11 protein-coding genes are annotated in these 16,286 nt (G+C 62.3%); 8 read left to right on the top strand and 3 right to left on the bottom strand.

From position 1 onward, the window contains the following. Positions 1-69: 69 nt before the first annotated feature. Positions 70-2,988: a VWA domain-containing protein gene (locus AC3EA7_RS08030; protein ID WP_488613521.1), complete on the bottom strand. Its 2,919-nt coding sequence runs from the start codon at positions 2,986-2,988 to the stop codon at positions 70-72. Between the two features lie 154 nt (positions 2,989-3,142). Here AC3EA7_RS08030 and hoxE point away from each other — a divergent pair, with 154 nt between their 5' ends. The 8 genes from hoxE (at position 3,143) to AC3EA7_RS07990 (ending at position 12,982) form a co-directional block, all read left to right on the top strand. Then, complete coding sequence (gene hoxE / locus AC3EA7_RS08025) at positions 3,143-3,667, top strand: bidirectional hydrogenase complex protein HoxE (RefSeq protein ID WP_488613520.1); 525 nt, start codon at positions 3,143-3,145, stop codon at positions 3,665-3,667. 204 nt (positions 3,668-3,871) lie between these two features. After that, positions 3,872-5,497: an NADH-quinone oxidoreductase subunit NuoF gene (nuoF, locus tag AC3EA7_RS08020; RefSeq protein WP_488613519.1), complete on the top strand. Its 1,626-nt coding sequence runs from the start codon at positions 3,872-3,874 to the stop codon at positions 5,495-5,497. A gap of 37 nt (positions 5,498-5,534) precedes the next feature. Beyond that, the gene (gene hoxU, locus AC3EA7_RS08015) at positions 5,535-6,242 is read left to right on the top strand and encodes a bidirectional hydrogenase complex protein HoxU (protein WP_488613518.1); all 708 of its coding nucleotides are present in this window, start codon (positions 5,535-5,537) and stop codon (positions 6,240-6,242) included. A 121-nt stretch (positions 6,243-6,363) separates the two neighbouring features. Continuing rightward, positions 6,364-6,909: an NADH-quinone oxidoreductase subunit B family protein gene (locus AC3EA7_RS08010; protein WP_488613517.1), complete on the top strand. Its 546-nt coding sequence runs from the start codon at positions 6,364-6,366 to the stop codon at positions 6,907-6,909. Positions 6,910-6,926: 17 nt separating this feature from the next. Continuing rightward, positions 6,927-8,348: a Ni/Fe hydrogenase subunit alpha gene (locus AC3EA7_RS08005; protein ID WP_488613516.1), complete on the top strand. Its 1,422-nt coding sequence runs from the start codon at positions 6,927-6,929 to the stop codon at positions 8,346-8,348. Between the two features lie 59 nt (positions 8,349-8,407). After that, a complete protein-coding gene (locus tag AC3EA7_RS08000; RefSeq protein ID WP_488613515.1) occupies positions 8,408-8,854 on the top strand; it encodes a hydrogenase maturation protease in 447 nt (148 codons plus the stop codon). A gap of 698 nt (positions 8,855-9,552) precedes the next feature. Next, a complete protein-coding gene (locus tag AC3EA7_RS07995) occupies positions 9,553-10,344 on the top strand; it encodes a DsbA family protein (protein ID WP_488613514.1) in 792 nt (263 codons plus the stop codon). 640 nt (positions 10,345-10,984) lie between these two features. Beyond that, entirely contained in the window at positions 10,985-12,982 is a 1,998-nt protein-coding gene (locus AC3EA7_RS07990; RefSeq protein WP_488613513.1) for a PAS domain S-box protein, read from the top strand. 214 nt (positions 12,983-13,196) lie between these two features. On the opposite strand, the gene AC3EA7_RS07985 is transcribed toward AC3EA7_RS07990, so the two are convergent. Then, positions 13,197-13,418: a hypothetical protein gene (locus AC3EA7_RS07985; protein ID WP_488613512.1), complete on the bottom strand. Its 222-nt coding sequence runs from the start codon at positions 13,416-13,418 to the stop codon at positions 13,197-13,199. 253 nt (positions 13,419-13,671) lie between these two features. Next, complete coding sequence (locus AC3EA7_RS07980) at positions 13,672-15,360, bottom strand: esterase/lipase family protein (RefSeq protein ID WP_488613511.1); 1,689 nt, start codon at positions 15,358-15,360, stop codon at positions 13,672-13,674. Between the last annotated feature and the right edge of the window lie 926 nt (positions 15,361-16,286).

Here is a 16,286-nt window from a genome sequence, read left to right as displayed (position 1 = left end):
GGTGACCCGCCCCCACGCCGACGGCGCGCCCGCCGTATTGCCATCACACCCGTGGGGGCCTACCGCAGATCACCGATCCTCCGATTTGCGTCGTGCGCGTTGTTTCGCCGCCAGCAACCGGGCAAATTGCTCTTCTGCCGATGCAGGCGACTTTGGACGCTCTTCAGATGGTCTAGCGCGTGACTCGGACACACCTGCTTTTGGGGTCGGCGAAGGCGCATTCGAAGAGGGACGCGGCGGCTGAGCGGTCTGCGTCGTCGCAGATGGCGCGACCGGCTGATCGGCGCCGGAGTCGTTGCGGGTTGGCGCGAAACGCACAGCAGTGGCACGGCGTTTGGCATCGCCAAGTCGTGTCATTGTTGCAGTAGCCTCCGGGAGCGGAACTGCGGAACGACGCCGCTGGCGGAGCCGTTCGAGCCACGGCGCCACATCTTCCATCCGCAGCATCACGCGCCGCACAGCAATGTCGAGGGGCCAGAGCACAAGCGCCAGCCAGAGGAGCGGAAAACCGATCTCGCGCACCGAACCGACATTCTGGTTGGGTGAAACAAATGCGGCTTCAGGCAGCGGATCGATCCGCCCGCCACTGATGCTGGCCACCTCGGTGAGCAATGGCAGATTTTCACGCTGCGCGCTGTATTCCAGCGAGTAACTGACCACAATGCCGGTCACAGCAATGCCAAGCTGACGCCCCTCTTCATCGGACGCCGCCACCTGCGCCAGATACACGCCCGGCGACGATGTATCGACCACCGCGCGATACTGACCAGGACCGATCTGTTGAAACTGAACCGCGGTTCCCTGATTCTGCGGATCGACGGCGCGCCCTGCAATGACCAGATTGTTGAGTGGACGTCCCTGCTCATCCTGGGCGGTCAATTCCAGAACTGCGCGCGGACCGACGACGGTCGCACGCAATTCGAGCGCACCGCTTTCGCGTGGCGGCAGCAAAAGATCGGCAAGCCCGCTGGCAAAGCGCGGAAACTGATCCCAGGCGATCCAGTCCCTTGCCCAGCGCCCCTGCGCGTCGCTCGTCCAGGCGACAACACGCCCCAGACCATATTGCCACTGTGCGAGCAACGGTTTGCCATCGGGCGTAAACAGCAATGTGCGCGCCGCTTCGCGCACTTCCGTGCCATTGTAGCCATAGAGCGGCGGCAACCCGCCCAGACTGCGGATGACCGGCGAGGGAAGCCCCGCTTGTGGTTCGATGTGCTGTTCAACAATATCGCGCCTGGCGGCGATGATCGTCTCCTGCAAAAAGATGCGCGGCACATCTTCGACACGGGTCACGCGATAGGAACGCCCACCCCCGGCATTGGCCACATCGACCAGATTGGGATTGGCGTCTTCACCAATTGCAACTGTCGAAATCGTCATGCCAGCAGCGCGCATCTGTGCAATCAGATCGCTGTAGTTGCTTTCTGCAATGCCATCGGTCAGGAGAATGACGTGCTTGACCTTTGCATCAGCAGCTGCCAGCGCCTGTGCTGCCTGTTCGATCCCCGGTCGAATATTCGTGCCGCCACCAATGCCAAACGAACCGAGCGCTCGTTCAATCTCAACCACCGAGGGCAATCGTTGCAGCGGCAACACCCAGTTTGCCACCTCATCGAACACAACCAGTCCCACCTGATCGACGGGAGTCAGACCAAGGCTTGCCTGGTAGACCGCTTCTTTGGCGAGATCGAGCCGGTTGCGCCGGCTTCCACTCACCAGTTCCGCCATACTGCCGCTCCGGTCGATCACCATCACCAGCGCCAGATCAGGTTGCTGCATCGTGTCGAGCGGATCGAGCAACACCGGCAGCACCGGTTCCAGCGACGTGCGCCGGTAGCCGCCGGCGCCGAATGAGTCCACACCGCCGATCATCGCCATTCCGCGCCCCAGTTCACGCACATAGACCGGCAGCGCCTCCATCAAGGTGCGTGGCATGTCGCGCGCCGGCGTATCGACGATCACCACCCCAGCGTAGGCGCCAAGCTGATCCAGAGTGGCGGGCGCCTGATTGGGCGGGAAGAGGTCGACACGCACCTCGGCGGCGCGCAACGCATCTCGCAAGTTGGCGGCGCGCGACTCATCTGCCGCAATCAACAGCAGGCGCGGCGGTCCGAGCACTTCGGTAAACGCCGCTCCCCGATTGTTCTGCGACTCGGTGTCGCCATCGGCATCGAGGCGCACCTCCAGACGACGAAACCCCGTCTCGCCTGATGGCACACGAATATCGATTGTGCTCGATCCCTCGGGAATGGGCAGTTCCTGCTCACCGATCAGTTGCCCATCGACAAAGGTTTGCAGGCGCCCGCTCGTCGCATAATTCGACGTAATATTCGCCTGAAGGGTGAGGTCTTGCCCTTCACGCACCACAGCCGGCGCGCTAAGCCCGGCGACGATGACGTCGGGACCCCGCTCGCCCGGCAGATAGACCACATCAATCGGCACCCCGCGAATGGCTGCAAGTTGTGCCGCATCCGCCACCCGCCCCGCATTTTCGCCGCCATCCGAGATGAGCACCAGGCGCTTCTGCGTTTCCGCCGGAAAGAGCGCCAGTCCAAGTTGCACCGCCTCTTGCAGATTGGTGCGCGTCGTGATCGGAACCGACGTCAGGCGACTCAGCGGGCTGATCGGACCTGGGGCGCGCTCCACCAGCGCATTATCGCCGAACACCACGACGGCCGCCTGGTCGCCTGGGGGCATAACAGCCAGCGCATCGTTGACATACTGCAAGGCGCGTTCGCGTTGCACCGGCGTCATCGAATCCGAGACATCCACCAGGAACACGGTTGTCAGATCACGCACCGGCAGGACGATCTGCGTACCGGCGAGCGCCAGGATGAGCGCAAGCAGGATAGCGCTGCGCAACGCCAGACTGGACCAGAAGCGCCATGGAGCAAGGCGGCGCGGCGTGAGCAGCGTCAAAGCCCACAGCGCCGGAATCAGCGCCAGGAGTGCAAGGGCAAGGGGCGTGATGAACGAGAGGCGAATCATGGTTTCAGTATACCATGCCAGAACTCTTTCTGGCGTGTTGTCGCCTGTTATCTGCCGATAATCAAACCTTTCTCGCCAGGGCGCGGCGGGTATGGTATAGTGATACAGCAATGTGCATACCCTGAGCAAAAGATGTATCGACGAGGATACGCCAATGGCTGCTCCGCGCGCACAGCCCCCCGTTTCAGAGCAGACGCCGCATCCCAGTGGCGACAACCGGTTCAAACTGCTCGAAGCCACGATGAAGAAACACCAGTATCACCCGGACGCGCTGATCGAAGTGTTGCACCGCGCGCAGGAACTGTTTGGCTATCTTTCGACCGATCTGCTGCTCTATATTGCCCATAGCCTGCATCTGCCGCCGAGCCGGGTGTACGGCGTGGCGACGTTCTATCACTTCTTCTCGCTGGCGCCGAAGGGTGAGCATTCGTGCGTCGTCTGTCTCGGAACCGCCTGCTATGTGCGTGGCGCAGCGGCCATCCTGGCGGCTGCCGAACAGACGCTGGGGGTCAGAGCAGGTCATACCACGCCGGATGGTCGCCTGTCGCTGGAAACGGCGCGTTGCCTGGGGGCATGCGGTATCGCGCCGACGGTTGTGTTCGATGGCACGGTCACCGGTCATCAAACCCCAGAGCAGGTGCAGGTCTGGCTGGAGCGCCTCAGGGAAAAGGATTTATGACTTCACTGCAAAAAGCAACCACGAAGGTCACAAAGGGACAAAAAGGAAATGCGCTTCATTTTTTGAAGGTTGCACGTTGAACGTTGAATGTGGGTTGGTTCTCAGTTCTTGGTTCTCAGTTCTTGGTTCTCAGTTCTTGGTTCTCAGTTCCTGGTTCTCAGTTCTTGGTTCTCAGTTCCTGGTTCTCAGTTCTTGGTTCTCACTATGGATATAAGCGAACTCCTGGCAATTGCCGAACACGAAAACGCTCTGCGGCGACCGATCAGCATCCGCTGCTGCACGGCGCTCGGATGCCAGTCGGCGGGGGCGCTGTCATTGAAACAACGGCTCGAAGAAGCGGTTGCCGAAGTGGATCGCACCGACATCGAGGTTATTGGCGTCGGCTGTATGGGGTTGTGCGGTCACGGTCCGCTGGTGCAGGTCGATCCGCATGGCGTGCTCTACGAGCATGTGCGCGCCGCCGATGCGCCATCGATCGTCGCAGCCCTCGACGGCGGCGAGGCGACGGCGCCGCAGGGCGATCCTCAACATCCCTTCTTCACCCTGCAGAAGCGGATCGTTCTGGAAAATAGCGGCATGATCGACCCGGAGCGCATCGAGTCGTATATTGCCGCCGGCGGGTATCAGGCGCTCTACCACGTGCTGCACGATATGACTCCGGCGGAAGTGATCGATGTCGTCACCCGCAGCGGTCTGCGCGGGCGCGGCGGCGCCGGGTACCCGACCGGTCTGAAGTGGGCGACGGTTGCCAAGAGCCACGGCGATCGCAAATATGTCGTCTGCAATGCCGACGAAGGCGACCCCGGCGCCTTCATGGATCGCAGCATTATCGAAAGCGATCCGCACAAGGTGCTCGAAGGCATGGCAATCGCCGCCTATGCCGTCGGCGCCGACCAGGGATACGTCTATGTGCGCGCCGAATATCCGCTGGCGATCCAGCGTTTGCAACGCTCAATTGCGCAAGCACGGCGACTGGGGCTGCTTGGGGCGCAGATTTTCGACGCCGGGTTCACCTTCCGCGTTGATATTCGCGTCGGCGCCGGCGCATTCGTGTGCGGCGAAGAAACAGCGCTCATGGCGTCGATTGAAGGCCGGCGCGGACAGCCGCGCCCGCGCCCGCCCTATCCCGCCGAAAGCGGATTGTGGGGCAGGCCGACGCTCATCAACAATGTCGAAACCTTCGCCAACATCCCGCCGATCATTCGCAACGGCGCCGAATGGTTCGCCGCAATCGGCGCAGAAACGAGCAAAGGGACGAAGGTGTTCGCCCTGACCGGCAAAATCCGCCACACCGGCTTGATCGAAGTGCCCATGGGGGTCACACTGCGTCAGATCGTCGAAGATATGGGAGGCGGCGTGCCCGAAGGCAGGGTCAAAGCAGTGCAGACGGGCGGACCATCCGGCGGGTGCATCCCCGCTGCGCTGCTCGATACGCCGGTTGACTACGAATCATTGCAGCGCGTCGGCTCGATCATGGGGTCGGGCGGCATGGTGGTGATGGACGATGCGACCAACATGGTCGATGTTGCCCATTTCTACATGGAGTTCTGCAAGGACGAGTCGTGCGGCAAGTGCATTCCGTGCCGCGCGGGAACGGCACAGATGCTGCACATGCTCGACCTCATCCGATCCGGTCAGGCGACTGCCGCCGACCTCGCGCAACTCGAACAGCTCTGTCTGATGGTTAAAGAAACCAGCCTCTGCGGTCTTGGTCAATCGGCGCCGAACCCGGTGCTGAGTACGATGAGATATTTCCGCGAGGAGTATGAGGCGTTGGTCAGAGGGCAGAGGGCAGAGGGTAGAGGGCAGAGGATAGAGGGCAGAGGGTAGAGGGCAGAGGGTCGGGGGTTATTGGGAAGGAAAAGCGATGGCTGCGCGAACGTTTACGATCAATGACCAACTGATCAGCGCGCGAGAAGGTGAAACGATTCTCCAGGCGGCGCGTGAGCATGGCATCTCCATTCCAACGCTCTGTCACCTCGATGGCGTGAGCAGCGTCGGCGCCTGCCGGCTCTGCCTGGTCGAGATCGAAGGCAGTCGTGTCCTGCGCCCGGCATGCGTGACGCCGGTGGTCGAAGAGATGATTGTGCGCACCGATACCGAGCGTCTGCGCGAGTATCGCCGGATGATCATCGAACTCCTCTTCGCCGAACGCAATCACGTGTGTGCGGTGTGCGTCGCCAATGGCCACTGCGAACTGCAAGACCTTGCCATTGCGGTTGGGATGGACCATGTGCGTTTCGATTACGCCTTTCCGCGCTGCGATGTTGATATTTCCCATCCGCTCTTCGGCATCGACCACAACCGCTGCGTTCTCTGCACCCGGTGTGTGCGCGTGTGCGACGAAGTCGAAGGGGTGCATACCTGGGACGTAGCGGGGCGCGGCGCCGATGCGCGGGTGATTACGGACATGCGCCAGCCGTGGGGCGAGGCGCGCAGTTGCACCTCGTGCGGCAAATGCGTGCTTGCCTGCCCGACGGGGGCGATCTTCCGTCGCGGCGCGACGGTTGGTGAAATGGAGCGCGATCGTCACAAGATTGCCTACATTGTCGCTGCGCGCGAACAGCGCTGGTGAGCGTCCATCCAAAAACCCGACGATCGCGCGTCATCGGACGCGGCGACCCACTGCGGCGCCCCTACAATGGTGGCTTCGGGCGTGGCGCCCACCGCGGCGCCCGTACTATGCGAGGGCGATTGTGGAAAAAATACGACTGGCGACAATCTGGCTTGGTGGATGTTCAGGGTGCCACATGTCGTTCCTGGATCTCGATGAGTGGCTCTTTGAACTGGCACAGCACATCGATCTGGTGTACAGCCCGCTCGCCGATGTGAAGGAATACCCGGAACATGTGGATGTAGCGCTGGTCGAGGGCGCCGTTGCCAACGAGGACAACCTGCGCCTGATCCGGCAGGTGCGTGAACGAACCCGCATCCTGATCGCCTTCGGCGATTGCGCCGTCACCGGCAATGTCACGGCGCTGCGCAACCCGCTCGGCGACCTGGCGCCATTGCTGCATGCCATCTATGTCGAGCGAGCCGACGTGGGCGGTTGTATGCCCCACACTCCTGGCATCATACCGTCGCTGCTCGACAGGGTTCAGCCGGTTCATAAAGTTGTTCCGGTCGATGTGTATCTGCCAGGATGTCCGCCACCGGCACCGCGCATTCGCGAACTACTCGAACAGACACTGGCTGGCGGCGCTATCCATCTGGCCGGACGCGACATGATCAAGTTTGGTTGAGAGGATACGAGACGCCTATGACTCGTCAGATCCTCATTGATCCGGTGACCCGGATTGAAGGACATGCAAAGATCAGCATCCACCTGGATGACAACGGCGACGTGCAGGAAGCGCGCTTGCACGTCACCGAATTTCGCGGTTTCGAGCGATTCTGCGAAGGGCGTCCTTTCTGGGAAATGCCCGGTATTACGGCGCGCATCTGCGGCATCTGCCCGGTAAGTCATCTGCTGGCGTCTGCCAAAGCGGGTGATGCGCTCCTCTCGGTCACTATTCCACCGGCTGCCGAGAAACTGCGCCGGCTGATGAACCTGGGGCAGATCGTGCAGTCGCATGCGCTCAGTTTTTTCCATCTCAGCGCCCCGGACCTGCTGCTTGGCTTCGACAGCGACCCAGCACGGCGCAACGTCTTCGGACTGATGACCGCCGATCCGATGTTCGCGCGCGCGGGCATCAGGCTGCGGCAGTTTGGGCAGGACATCATCGCCATGCTTGGCGGCAGCAAAATCCATCCGGCGTGGGCCGTGCCCGGCGGCGTTCGTTCAGCGCCAACTGCTGCACAACGCGCCGACATCGCCCAACGGCTGCCCGAAGCGCGCGCGACCGTGCTCGACGCGCTGCGTCGCTTCAAGACCCTGCTCGACACGCACCACGACGAGGCGGCAACCTTTGGCAATTTCCCATCGCTCTTCCTGGGACTGGTCGGACCGCATGGCGAGTGGGAACACTATGATGGTCATTTGCGCGTGGTAGACTCAGGCGGCGCGATTGTTGCCGATCAGGTCGAGCTGTCGCGCTACCGCGACATTATTGCCGAAGCGGTCGAACCCTGGTCGTACTTGAAAATGCCCTACTACCGGGCGCGCGGGTATCCTGCCGGAATGTACCGCGTCGGTCCACTGGCGCGTCTGAACATTTGCACCCGCATCGGCACCCTGCTGGCGGATGCCGAATTGGGAGAGATGCGGCAACGCGCCGGCGGTATCGCCACCTCGTCGTTTTACTACCACTACGCGCGCCTGGTCGAAATCCTGGCAGCGCTGGAACGCATTTCATTGCTGCTCGACGACCCGGACATCGATTCGTTGCGATTGCGCGCCGAGGCAGGGGTCAATCAGTTTGAGGGGATCGGTGTAAGCGAAGCGCCGCGCGGCACGCTCTTCCACCACTACATGGTTGATGCGCACGGCCTGATCCAGAGCGTCAACCTGATCATCGCCACAGGCCACAACAATCTGGCGATGAACCGGACGATCGCGCAGATCGCGCGGCACTATGTCAAAGGCGACCGGATCAGCGAAGGCGCGTTGAACCGGGTAGAAGCAGGCATCCGGGCCTACGATCCATGTCTCAGTTGCTCGACGCACGCTGCTGGAACAATGCCGCTAGTGGTGACGCTCATTGCCGCCGACGGCACAGTGCTCGACGAAGTGCGGCGGTAGGTTGCCGTTGCACGCATTTCCGGTTCTCAGTTCTCGGTTCTCGGTTCTCAGACACACACATGGCAGGATACTCCGTCATCATCATCGGCTACGGCAACGACCTGCGCGGCGACGATGCAGCCGGTCGCGTAGCAGCGGAGCGTCTCGCTGCACTTCAGATTCCAGATGTACAGGTGCTATCGGAGCATCAATTAGTGCCGGAACACGCAGCACTGCTGGCGCAGGCGCACCTGGCAATCTTCATCGACGCCGACTTAAGCGGATGCCCAATCGTCCGGGTGACCCATCTGACACCTGGCGCCACCTGGAGTGCCATGGGTCATACTGCTTCTCCTGAAGGACTGCTTTCACTCGCCACAACAGTGTATGGTCAGTCACCGCATAGCTGGTTGATTCGTATCCCGGCAGTCCATGACAATCTCGGCGCTTCCCTCTCCCCTCAGACGGAAGATGGCATCAGCGAAGCGGTTGAGATCGTCCGGCATCTCATCGCCTCCTTTAGATGACGGTCATTTGACAACCCACACGCCTGGAAGCACGCGCGTTCCCCCGCCTGCACACCGCTCCAGGGCGAAACCTGGGAGCGCGCGTCCCTCCCCCGCGTGAACAAGCGCAACCGTCCTGAGAGCGCAGGCGTCCCGCCTGCATCCTGGGAGCGCGCGCGTCCCGTCCGCCTCCTGAGAGCGCAGGCGTCCCGCCTGCATCCACACCGCGCCAGGGCAGCGGGGCAAAAAGGACGCCCACCCCCAGCCCCGCGCCAGCGGGGCTTCGTTCGTTCAGCGCCAGCATTCATGCCCGCGCGGTCGCCGCGCCCGCCCGCCTCCTGGAAGCGCGGGCGTCCCGCCCGCCTCCTGAGAGCGCAGGCGTCCCGTCCGCCTCCTGGGAGCGCGCGCGTCCCGCCCGCCTCCTGGGAGCGCGCGCGTCCCGTCCGCCTCCTGGGAGCGCAGGCGTCCCGCCTGCATCCACACCGCGCCAGGGCAGCGGGGCAAAAAGGACGCCTACCCCCAGCCCCGCGCCAGCGGGGCTTCGTTCGTTCAGCGCCAGCATTCATGCCCGCGCGGTCGCCGCGCCCGCCTGTGCACCGTTCCACAACAGCGGAGCAACATTGAAGCTGGCATGTCTCTCCAATCCATGGTAAGATGTTTACCAGCAGCAGATCCCGCAAACCTCGCACATCCTTTATCCACCAAACTACGAGGCAGGTATGACAACATATCACCGGCGCGTTGCCATTGTCCTGCTCATCTGTCTGCTGAGTGTTTCTGTATGGATGACGAGTCGCACGCAAGCCCAGGGGAACGCCGATCCGCGCGGGCTTGGCGACCCCGACGCGCCGCTGGTCATCATCGAATACAGTGACTACGAATGCCCGGCATGCGCCTCATTCGTGCGCGATGCTAAACCGCAACTGATTGCTGAATACATCGAAACCGGCAAGGTTTACTACCTCTACCGCGACAATCCGCTGCCGCAGCATCCGGCAGGGCGGGTCGCCGCAGCGTATGCGCACTGCGCCGCACAGCAGGGACAATTCTGGCCCATGCACCGGCGTTTGTTCCAGGGGTACATCGATGGCGAATGGGGCGGCAATCCATCCGCGTCGGAGCGTGTGTTTCGTCAGTATGGCGATGAGCTTGGTCTGGACGCAAGCGCGCTTCAAGAGTGCGTCCGCGATCCGGCCACCGATCAGGCGATTGCGGCAGACATCGAGGAAGCGCGCAATCGTGGTTTGCGCGGAACACCTGCCTACATTCTGCGCTGGCCCGGCGGTCCAGAGCGTGGCGATGTGCTGACAGGCGCACAGAGTTTCGGCACCTGGCGCTACCTGCTCGACGAGCGCCTGGGCGCACAGCCTGATCCAACGACGGCAGCGCCTGCCCTGGGAGAGCCGGCATCGCTCTTCTTCTACCTGGCGCTGGGGGCGGCGGGAGGTCTGGTCGTGCTGGTTGCCGGCGGAAGCGTGCTCTGGTGGGTTGCCAGGCGATCCCGCCGATAATAAGAGCCTGTCCGAAAAACCGCTAACTGAAGTGCGACCGGGTAGGCGAAGCCAATGCCTTCGCCTGCCCAAGGATCTTTCCTGGATAGGCTCTAAGCAATCGCCTGCTGGCGCCATTTGGCTGCCGCTGATACTCGTGGCAAACTTTCCTGAGCGTCATCATCAGACAGCCCCCTCTCTCCAGCACGCGCGCATCTGCCTGGCCCTACACCAGCGAGGCTTCGTGCGTTCAGTGGGAACACGCATGTCCGCTCGCAGCAATACGGCGTTTCGTAACAACGCATGACTAATGCCCGCAAAACGTCACTACCCGTGCAACGTGCTGCAATACGGCGTTTTGTAACAGCGCATGACTAATGCCCGCAAAATGTCACTACCCGTGCAACGTGCTGCAATACGGTGTTTCGTAACAACGCAGATAGCGCACCCTCGTCTGTAAAATTGTTCGCCATATTTTGTGCTATACTACACGCTCAGGTGCTTCGATTTGCCCCGTGTGCAATCGGCAGGCGATGCTACGCCGCTTCCCCGTCGCCACCCTGTGCTGTGGCATACCAGTTAGCAACCACATTTGTAATGCCGTACACGGAGTGATGGACCCATTTCGCCACACTATCACGATTGCCAGAGGAGTACGCCTATGGACGCCAATGCCGCCGCAGACACAACAGCACTGCTTGCAGAGTGTGAGCGCTTGCGCGAACAGGTCGCGCAACTCGAGCGCGATCTGGTGCGCTTCCGCACCATCGTCGAAGACACCGATCTTCTCATTACCGAAGTCGACGCAAATGGTTTGCTCACGTATGTGAACCATGCCGCTCAACGTGTTTTCGGGTATCCCCCAGCGGAGTGTATCGGTCGTTCATCGCTCGAATTCGTCCATCCAGACGACCTCGACGACGCCAGGCGAGCATTCGTTGAGCATGTGCAACGTCATGATCACTCATTTGTGATAGAAAACCGGGTGGTACACCGCAACGGCGCCGTTTCCCACAAACTCTGGTCGATCACCCCGCACTACGATGATCAGGGGCAGATTCAGCGCGCCACCTCAATTGCATACGACATCGGCGCACTTCACCGGCTGCGTAGCGAACTGCGCGAAAGCCGCACCATGTTGCAATTGGTGATCGACAACTTACCACAAGCCGTCTTCTGGAAAGATCGCGCATCGCGCTTCCTCGGTTGTAACCGGCGCTGCCTGGCAGACGCCGGTTTGACCTCGGTTGATGACATCATCGGCAAGACCGATTTCGACGTGCCGTGGAAGGATCAGGTATCGGCGTATCAGACAGACGACCGCGCAGTGATGGAGCAAGGACCGAAGATCAACATCGAAGAACCGCTCACGCGCAGCGATGGTTCGACGATCTGGCTGCGCACCAGCAAGGTTCCATTGCAGCGCGACGGAGAAGTCATCGGCGTTCTAGGCATGTACGAGGACATCACCGACCTGAAGCGGCAGGAAAACGAACTGCGCACGTTCAAGTTGCTGGTGGAGAACGCTCCCGACGGGATTGGCATCGCCGACACGAACATGGTGCTGACCTACACCAACCCTGCGTTCGCCGCCATGCTGGGATACCCCAGTCTGATCGGGAAAACGGTGCCTGCGATCACGCACCCTGACGATCTGGAGAAGTTAAGCGCCATCGCCCAGCAGGTGGCGCAAAGTGATACGCCGCGCGAGACGGTCCGCTATCTGCGGAGCGATGGTTCAGTCGTTACGGTGCAGGTATCAGCGCTGGCGCTGCGCGATGGGCACGGCAACGTAATCGGCTATGCGTCGATCAATCGCGACATCACCGAACAACTGCACTTCGAAGAAAACCTGCGCGAGAGCGAACAGCGTAACCGCGCGCTGCTCAACGCCATCCCCGATCTTATGTTTCTGATCAGCCACGACGGCGTTTTCCTGGACTACAAAACGGACAGCAGCGGCGATCTTTTGCTTCCGCCCGAAGCGTTCCTCAACAGGAAGGTCGCGGAGGTCCTGCCGCCTCATCTTGCTGAACAGGTGACCACCCACATGGAAGCGCTCAAGCGCACGCACGAGATGCAGACATACGAGTATCAGATTTTGATCAACGATCAGCCGCGCGATTTTGAAGCGCGCATGCTGTTTAGCAATAACGATATTCTCGTGGTATCACGCGATGTGACGAAGCAGAAGCGCGCCGAACGGGAGCGGCAGGCGATGCAGGAGCAGATCATTCAGGCGCAGCAGGCGGCGCTGCGCGAACTGAGCACGCCACTGATGCCGATCGCCGATGGCGTGGTGGCGATGCCGATTATCGGAACGATTGATACCATGCGCGCGCAGCAGATTATGGAAGTGCTGCTCCAGGGCATTGCCGAGCACAGCGCCGAGATTGCCATTCTCGACATTACCGGCGTCAAAGTGGTGGACACGCAAGTCGCCGGGGCGCTCATCCGCGCAGCGCAGGCGGCGCGCATGCTTGGCGCGCGCGTGGTGCTGACCGGCATCAGCCCCGAGATTGCTCAGACCCTCGTCCACATTGGCGCCGAAATGCGCGAAATGGTTGCCAAACCGACGCTGCAACAGGGCATTGCCTATGCGCTCGAACAGCGGGTGGGCAATCGCAAAGGGGAGAAGGCGAGAGGGTTTGAAGGTTGAACGTTGTACGCAGGCAGGTCAACGAACCTTCCCGACCCTTGAGGTCTCTGTTCCCGACTCCTCGCTGCGGCGGAAGATTGCTGGCGGCACGGTTCCTGCGCCCTCAAGTCGCCTTGCCCGACCTCAAGGGTCTTTAGGGTGGAAATGTCGCCCATTGCAGGTTGACGTTGGGAAGATTGACGGTGCGAAGGCAGGTGCGCCCGCAAAACCCGGGTCACTTTGGCATGCGCCCGATCACCCAGCCAAACAGGAGCGCTCCCCCCACCAGCAGCGCCAGGCTGATCGCGCCGCCGATCAGCACGTGACGCCAGCCGAATGGTCCCCCAAGCAGCCACCACGTCAGCAGCGTCGGTCCCACAAGCACGGCAAGCGCGACCGCCGCCAGCGGGACGATCGCGCGCACCAGGAGCCAGATTTTGTCCAATGGCGGATCCATCTCCACGGCTGCGGGCGCCATACGAATAAAGACGCAAAATCGGTCTACCGGTATTACCAGACCGGTTATCCCCTGCGCTGGCATGTCAGTCGGGCGCCCCTACCGATGGCGATGCACCACGGGCGCCCACGAGCGGCGCCCCTACCGATGGCGATGCACCACGGGCGCCCACGAGCGGCGCCCCGACGTTGTGCGCGCCCCGCTGGGCGGCGAATCCGCGTCGGGCGCCTCGCCCCCCCTTCGCATCTCGGCCTTACCCGCCCCCTTTCACCGCCTCGTGGATCTGTTCGATCAATCCGGCTGCCAGCGCCGGGTCGTGGGCGCCGATCGATTGCGCGATTTCCCGCGTCAGGCGGGTGACCGCTGCCGGATTAGCCGCCAACCGGGCGATGTCCTCTGCGACAAAAGGCGGCGCACCGGCGCCAAGCGACGCTGATAGCGACGCTTCGCCCTGCGGCGCGGGCTGCCGCGCCGCCTGGAAGCGTTCCTGTGCGTTACGCAGTGTGGCGGCTGCATCGAACGCCATGCCGGGCGTGGCGCCCGGGGCGCGATACTCGATAGTGTAGACCAGTTCCGTCTGCGCGGCGACCATGCCTTCCATCGTTGCCGCCTCGGAGATTGCCGGCGCGCCCAACGCGGCTTCCGCTGTCGCTGCGCCCAGGAGCGCCGATGGAGCAGCCGCTGCGGTAGGTTCAATGGTGAGTGCTCCGAGCGAAAATGCGCCGCTCGCTGTGCCGCGCACGCGCACCTGATAGCCGCCGGGCTGCGGATTCTCGATAATCGCCATGTACAACGGCTTGCCGCGATGTCCATAGTTGCGGAAGCGCACCCTCGGCGCCGCACGCCGTTGCACCGCAGGCGCGCCGAGCACGGCGCTGACCGGCGCGCCCGGCATTGCTTCGATGGTCAACTCGACAGGTGAGGCTGCCATGATCACCATCCGCGCCGCCGGCGCTGACTCTGGCGCAGGCGGCGGAGCAGCGACCCCCAGAATCTGCAACACCTGATCGACAGTCCTGTCCGGCAACTGGTCGTGGACGATCTGCACCGGCGGGCGATTCGTCGCGCCTTGTGCCTGCACCTGTGCGCTGGCGAGCAGCACCGTGCCGTCGCCGTCGGCGGTCGTAATGCGCCGAAGCGGCACGCCATCGGGGTAGACCGGTGGTGTGCCGGGTGGCGAGGGGGGGGGACCAACCTCGATCTGTTCCAGCGTCACAAAGTTCTGCCCGCTGATCGTCGTCAGCGGCGTGCGGCTGAACAGCAGCGCCAGCGCGCCCGGCGTGTTCCAGACATCCGACCAGAGATTGCGTTCGTGCATCTCATCTTCCGGGATCGCCACCGGCGGCGACCCCGCCCTGCACAGATAATCGTCCTGCGGCAGAAGATCCCTGAGACCGACGATCTGCGTCCGGATGGTCTTGAGCCGGTTCAGTCCCGTCTGGAACGGATGGATGCGCGCCAGATACCAGAGATAGACGTTCAGGACAGCCTGTACCATGCCGCCCCAATCGATATCGCCGCCGCCCCACGGGTAGTAGGCGTTGGCTGCGCCGCGATGCGGCGTGCCGAGCGTAATCAGGTGCGCCACGTCATTGCGATACGAGGTGCTCTGGACGTAGGTGCGCGCCACCAGACCGCCCATGCTGTGGGCGACGAGCGCGACGCGCGAACTGCCGGACGCGCTCTTCGCGCGGTCAATCCAGCGCGCCAGGTAGGTCGTCGCGCTGTCGGTCACCGACTTGCGCCAATCGTAGAAAGCCACGAACAGATCGCGGTTGCGGGTGTAGCCGGCGCGCTCACAGGCGGACACAAACGCGCGGCCATAGTCAACGAACGGCGGGAAGTTCCAGCCGCTCAACGACGGCGCGCGCCAGTCGAGCAGCAACGGCAGGTTGAATGAACCGGCGAACCCTGGGACGAACACGATTGGCGGGTTGGGCATGGTTTGCTCCTTCGAGGCGTCCGACGGTTGCCAGCCCGCCTCTGCACGGGCCAGACCCGACGCTACCGGATTATTTTCGCACAGATCCTACCCGCCGTCATCTGTGGGCGGACACAGATGAGCGCGGATCGGTCGCCGTGCATCGCACGCGCCTCCGCGCCCGTCCGTCGCACCCGTGGGCATCCGCGTCCCATCATCCGTGGGCGGACATGGATTGGCGCGGATCGCAACGGATGCCCACGGATTGGTCGCCGTGCATCGCGCGCGCATCCGCGACCATCCGTCGCACCCGTAGGCATCCGCGTCCCATTCCCGCCCGGCGGCTGATGATTGTCGAAAAAATAATCTGCTATCCGCCTACCCGCCCGGCGACTGAAGTCGCGGGCTATGGAAAGCAAAGCCCGCCTGCGCGGGCTCTACCGGATTTAATTCTTAATGTTCATAAGCCCTTGCTCAGGACGCGGAATCCCCGCAGAGGCTTGCACGATCTCATAGGGAGATCAACCAAAACCTGGACTATCGAGCCTGCACCTGTGGTGCGGTGGGGGTTGGTTTCGACAGGCTCAACCTGCGTTGGCTTCGACAGGCTCAGCCAACGCCGATCACGAGATTGTCCAATATCCGCTTGATCTTCCTATCAGCAAGGGCTGTGGACACTGTTGGCGTTATAGCCAGTTCTCTTTGTAATCCAGCGCATATTGCCGGAAGGAAATCGGCTTCTGCCCGGTGATGCGCTCCACCTCGCCTGTGACCGGTTCAGCCAGGCCGTTTCGAGTGGAAAGGGGTCCGGGCATGAATTGTCAGGCGGCTAGAAAGCGCGTCCCTGCTGCGATGCGCCTCGGCTGGCGACTGAAGTCGCGCCGGGCGGGCGTTCCGCCGGGCGTCCACCTGCGTGGACACTGTCGTTCCCGTCCGCGCAGGCGGAC

This window comes from Roseiflexus sp., from assembly GCF_057785375.1.
Note: the sequence above shows the minus strand (reverse complement) of the source record. Positions and strands in the feature narration are given on the sequence as shown.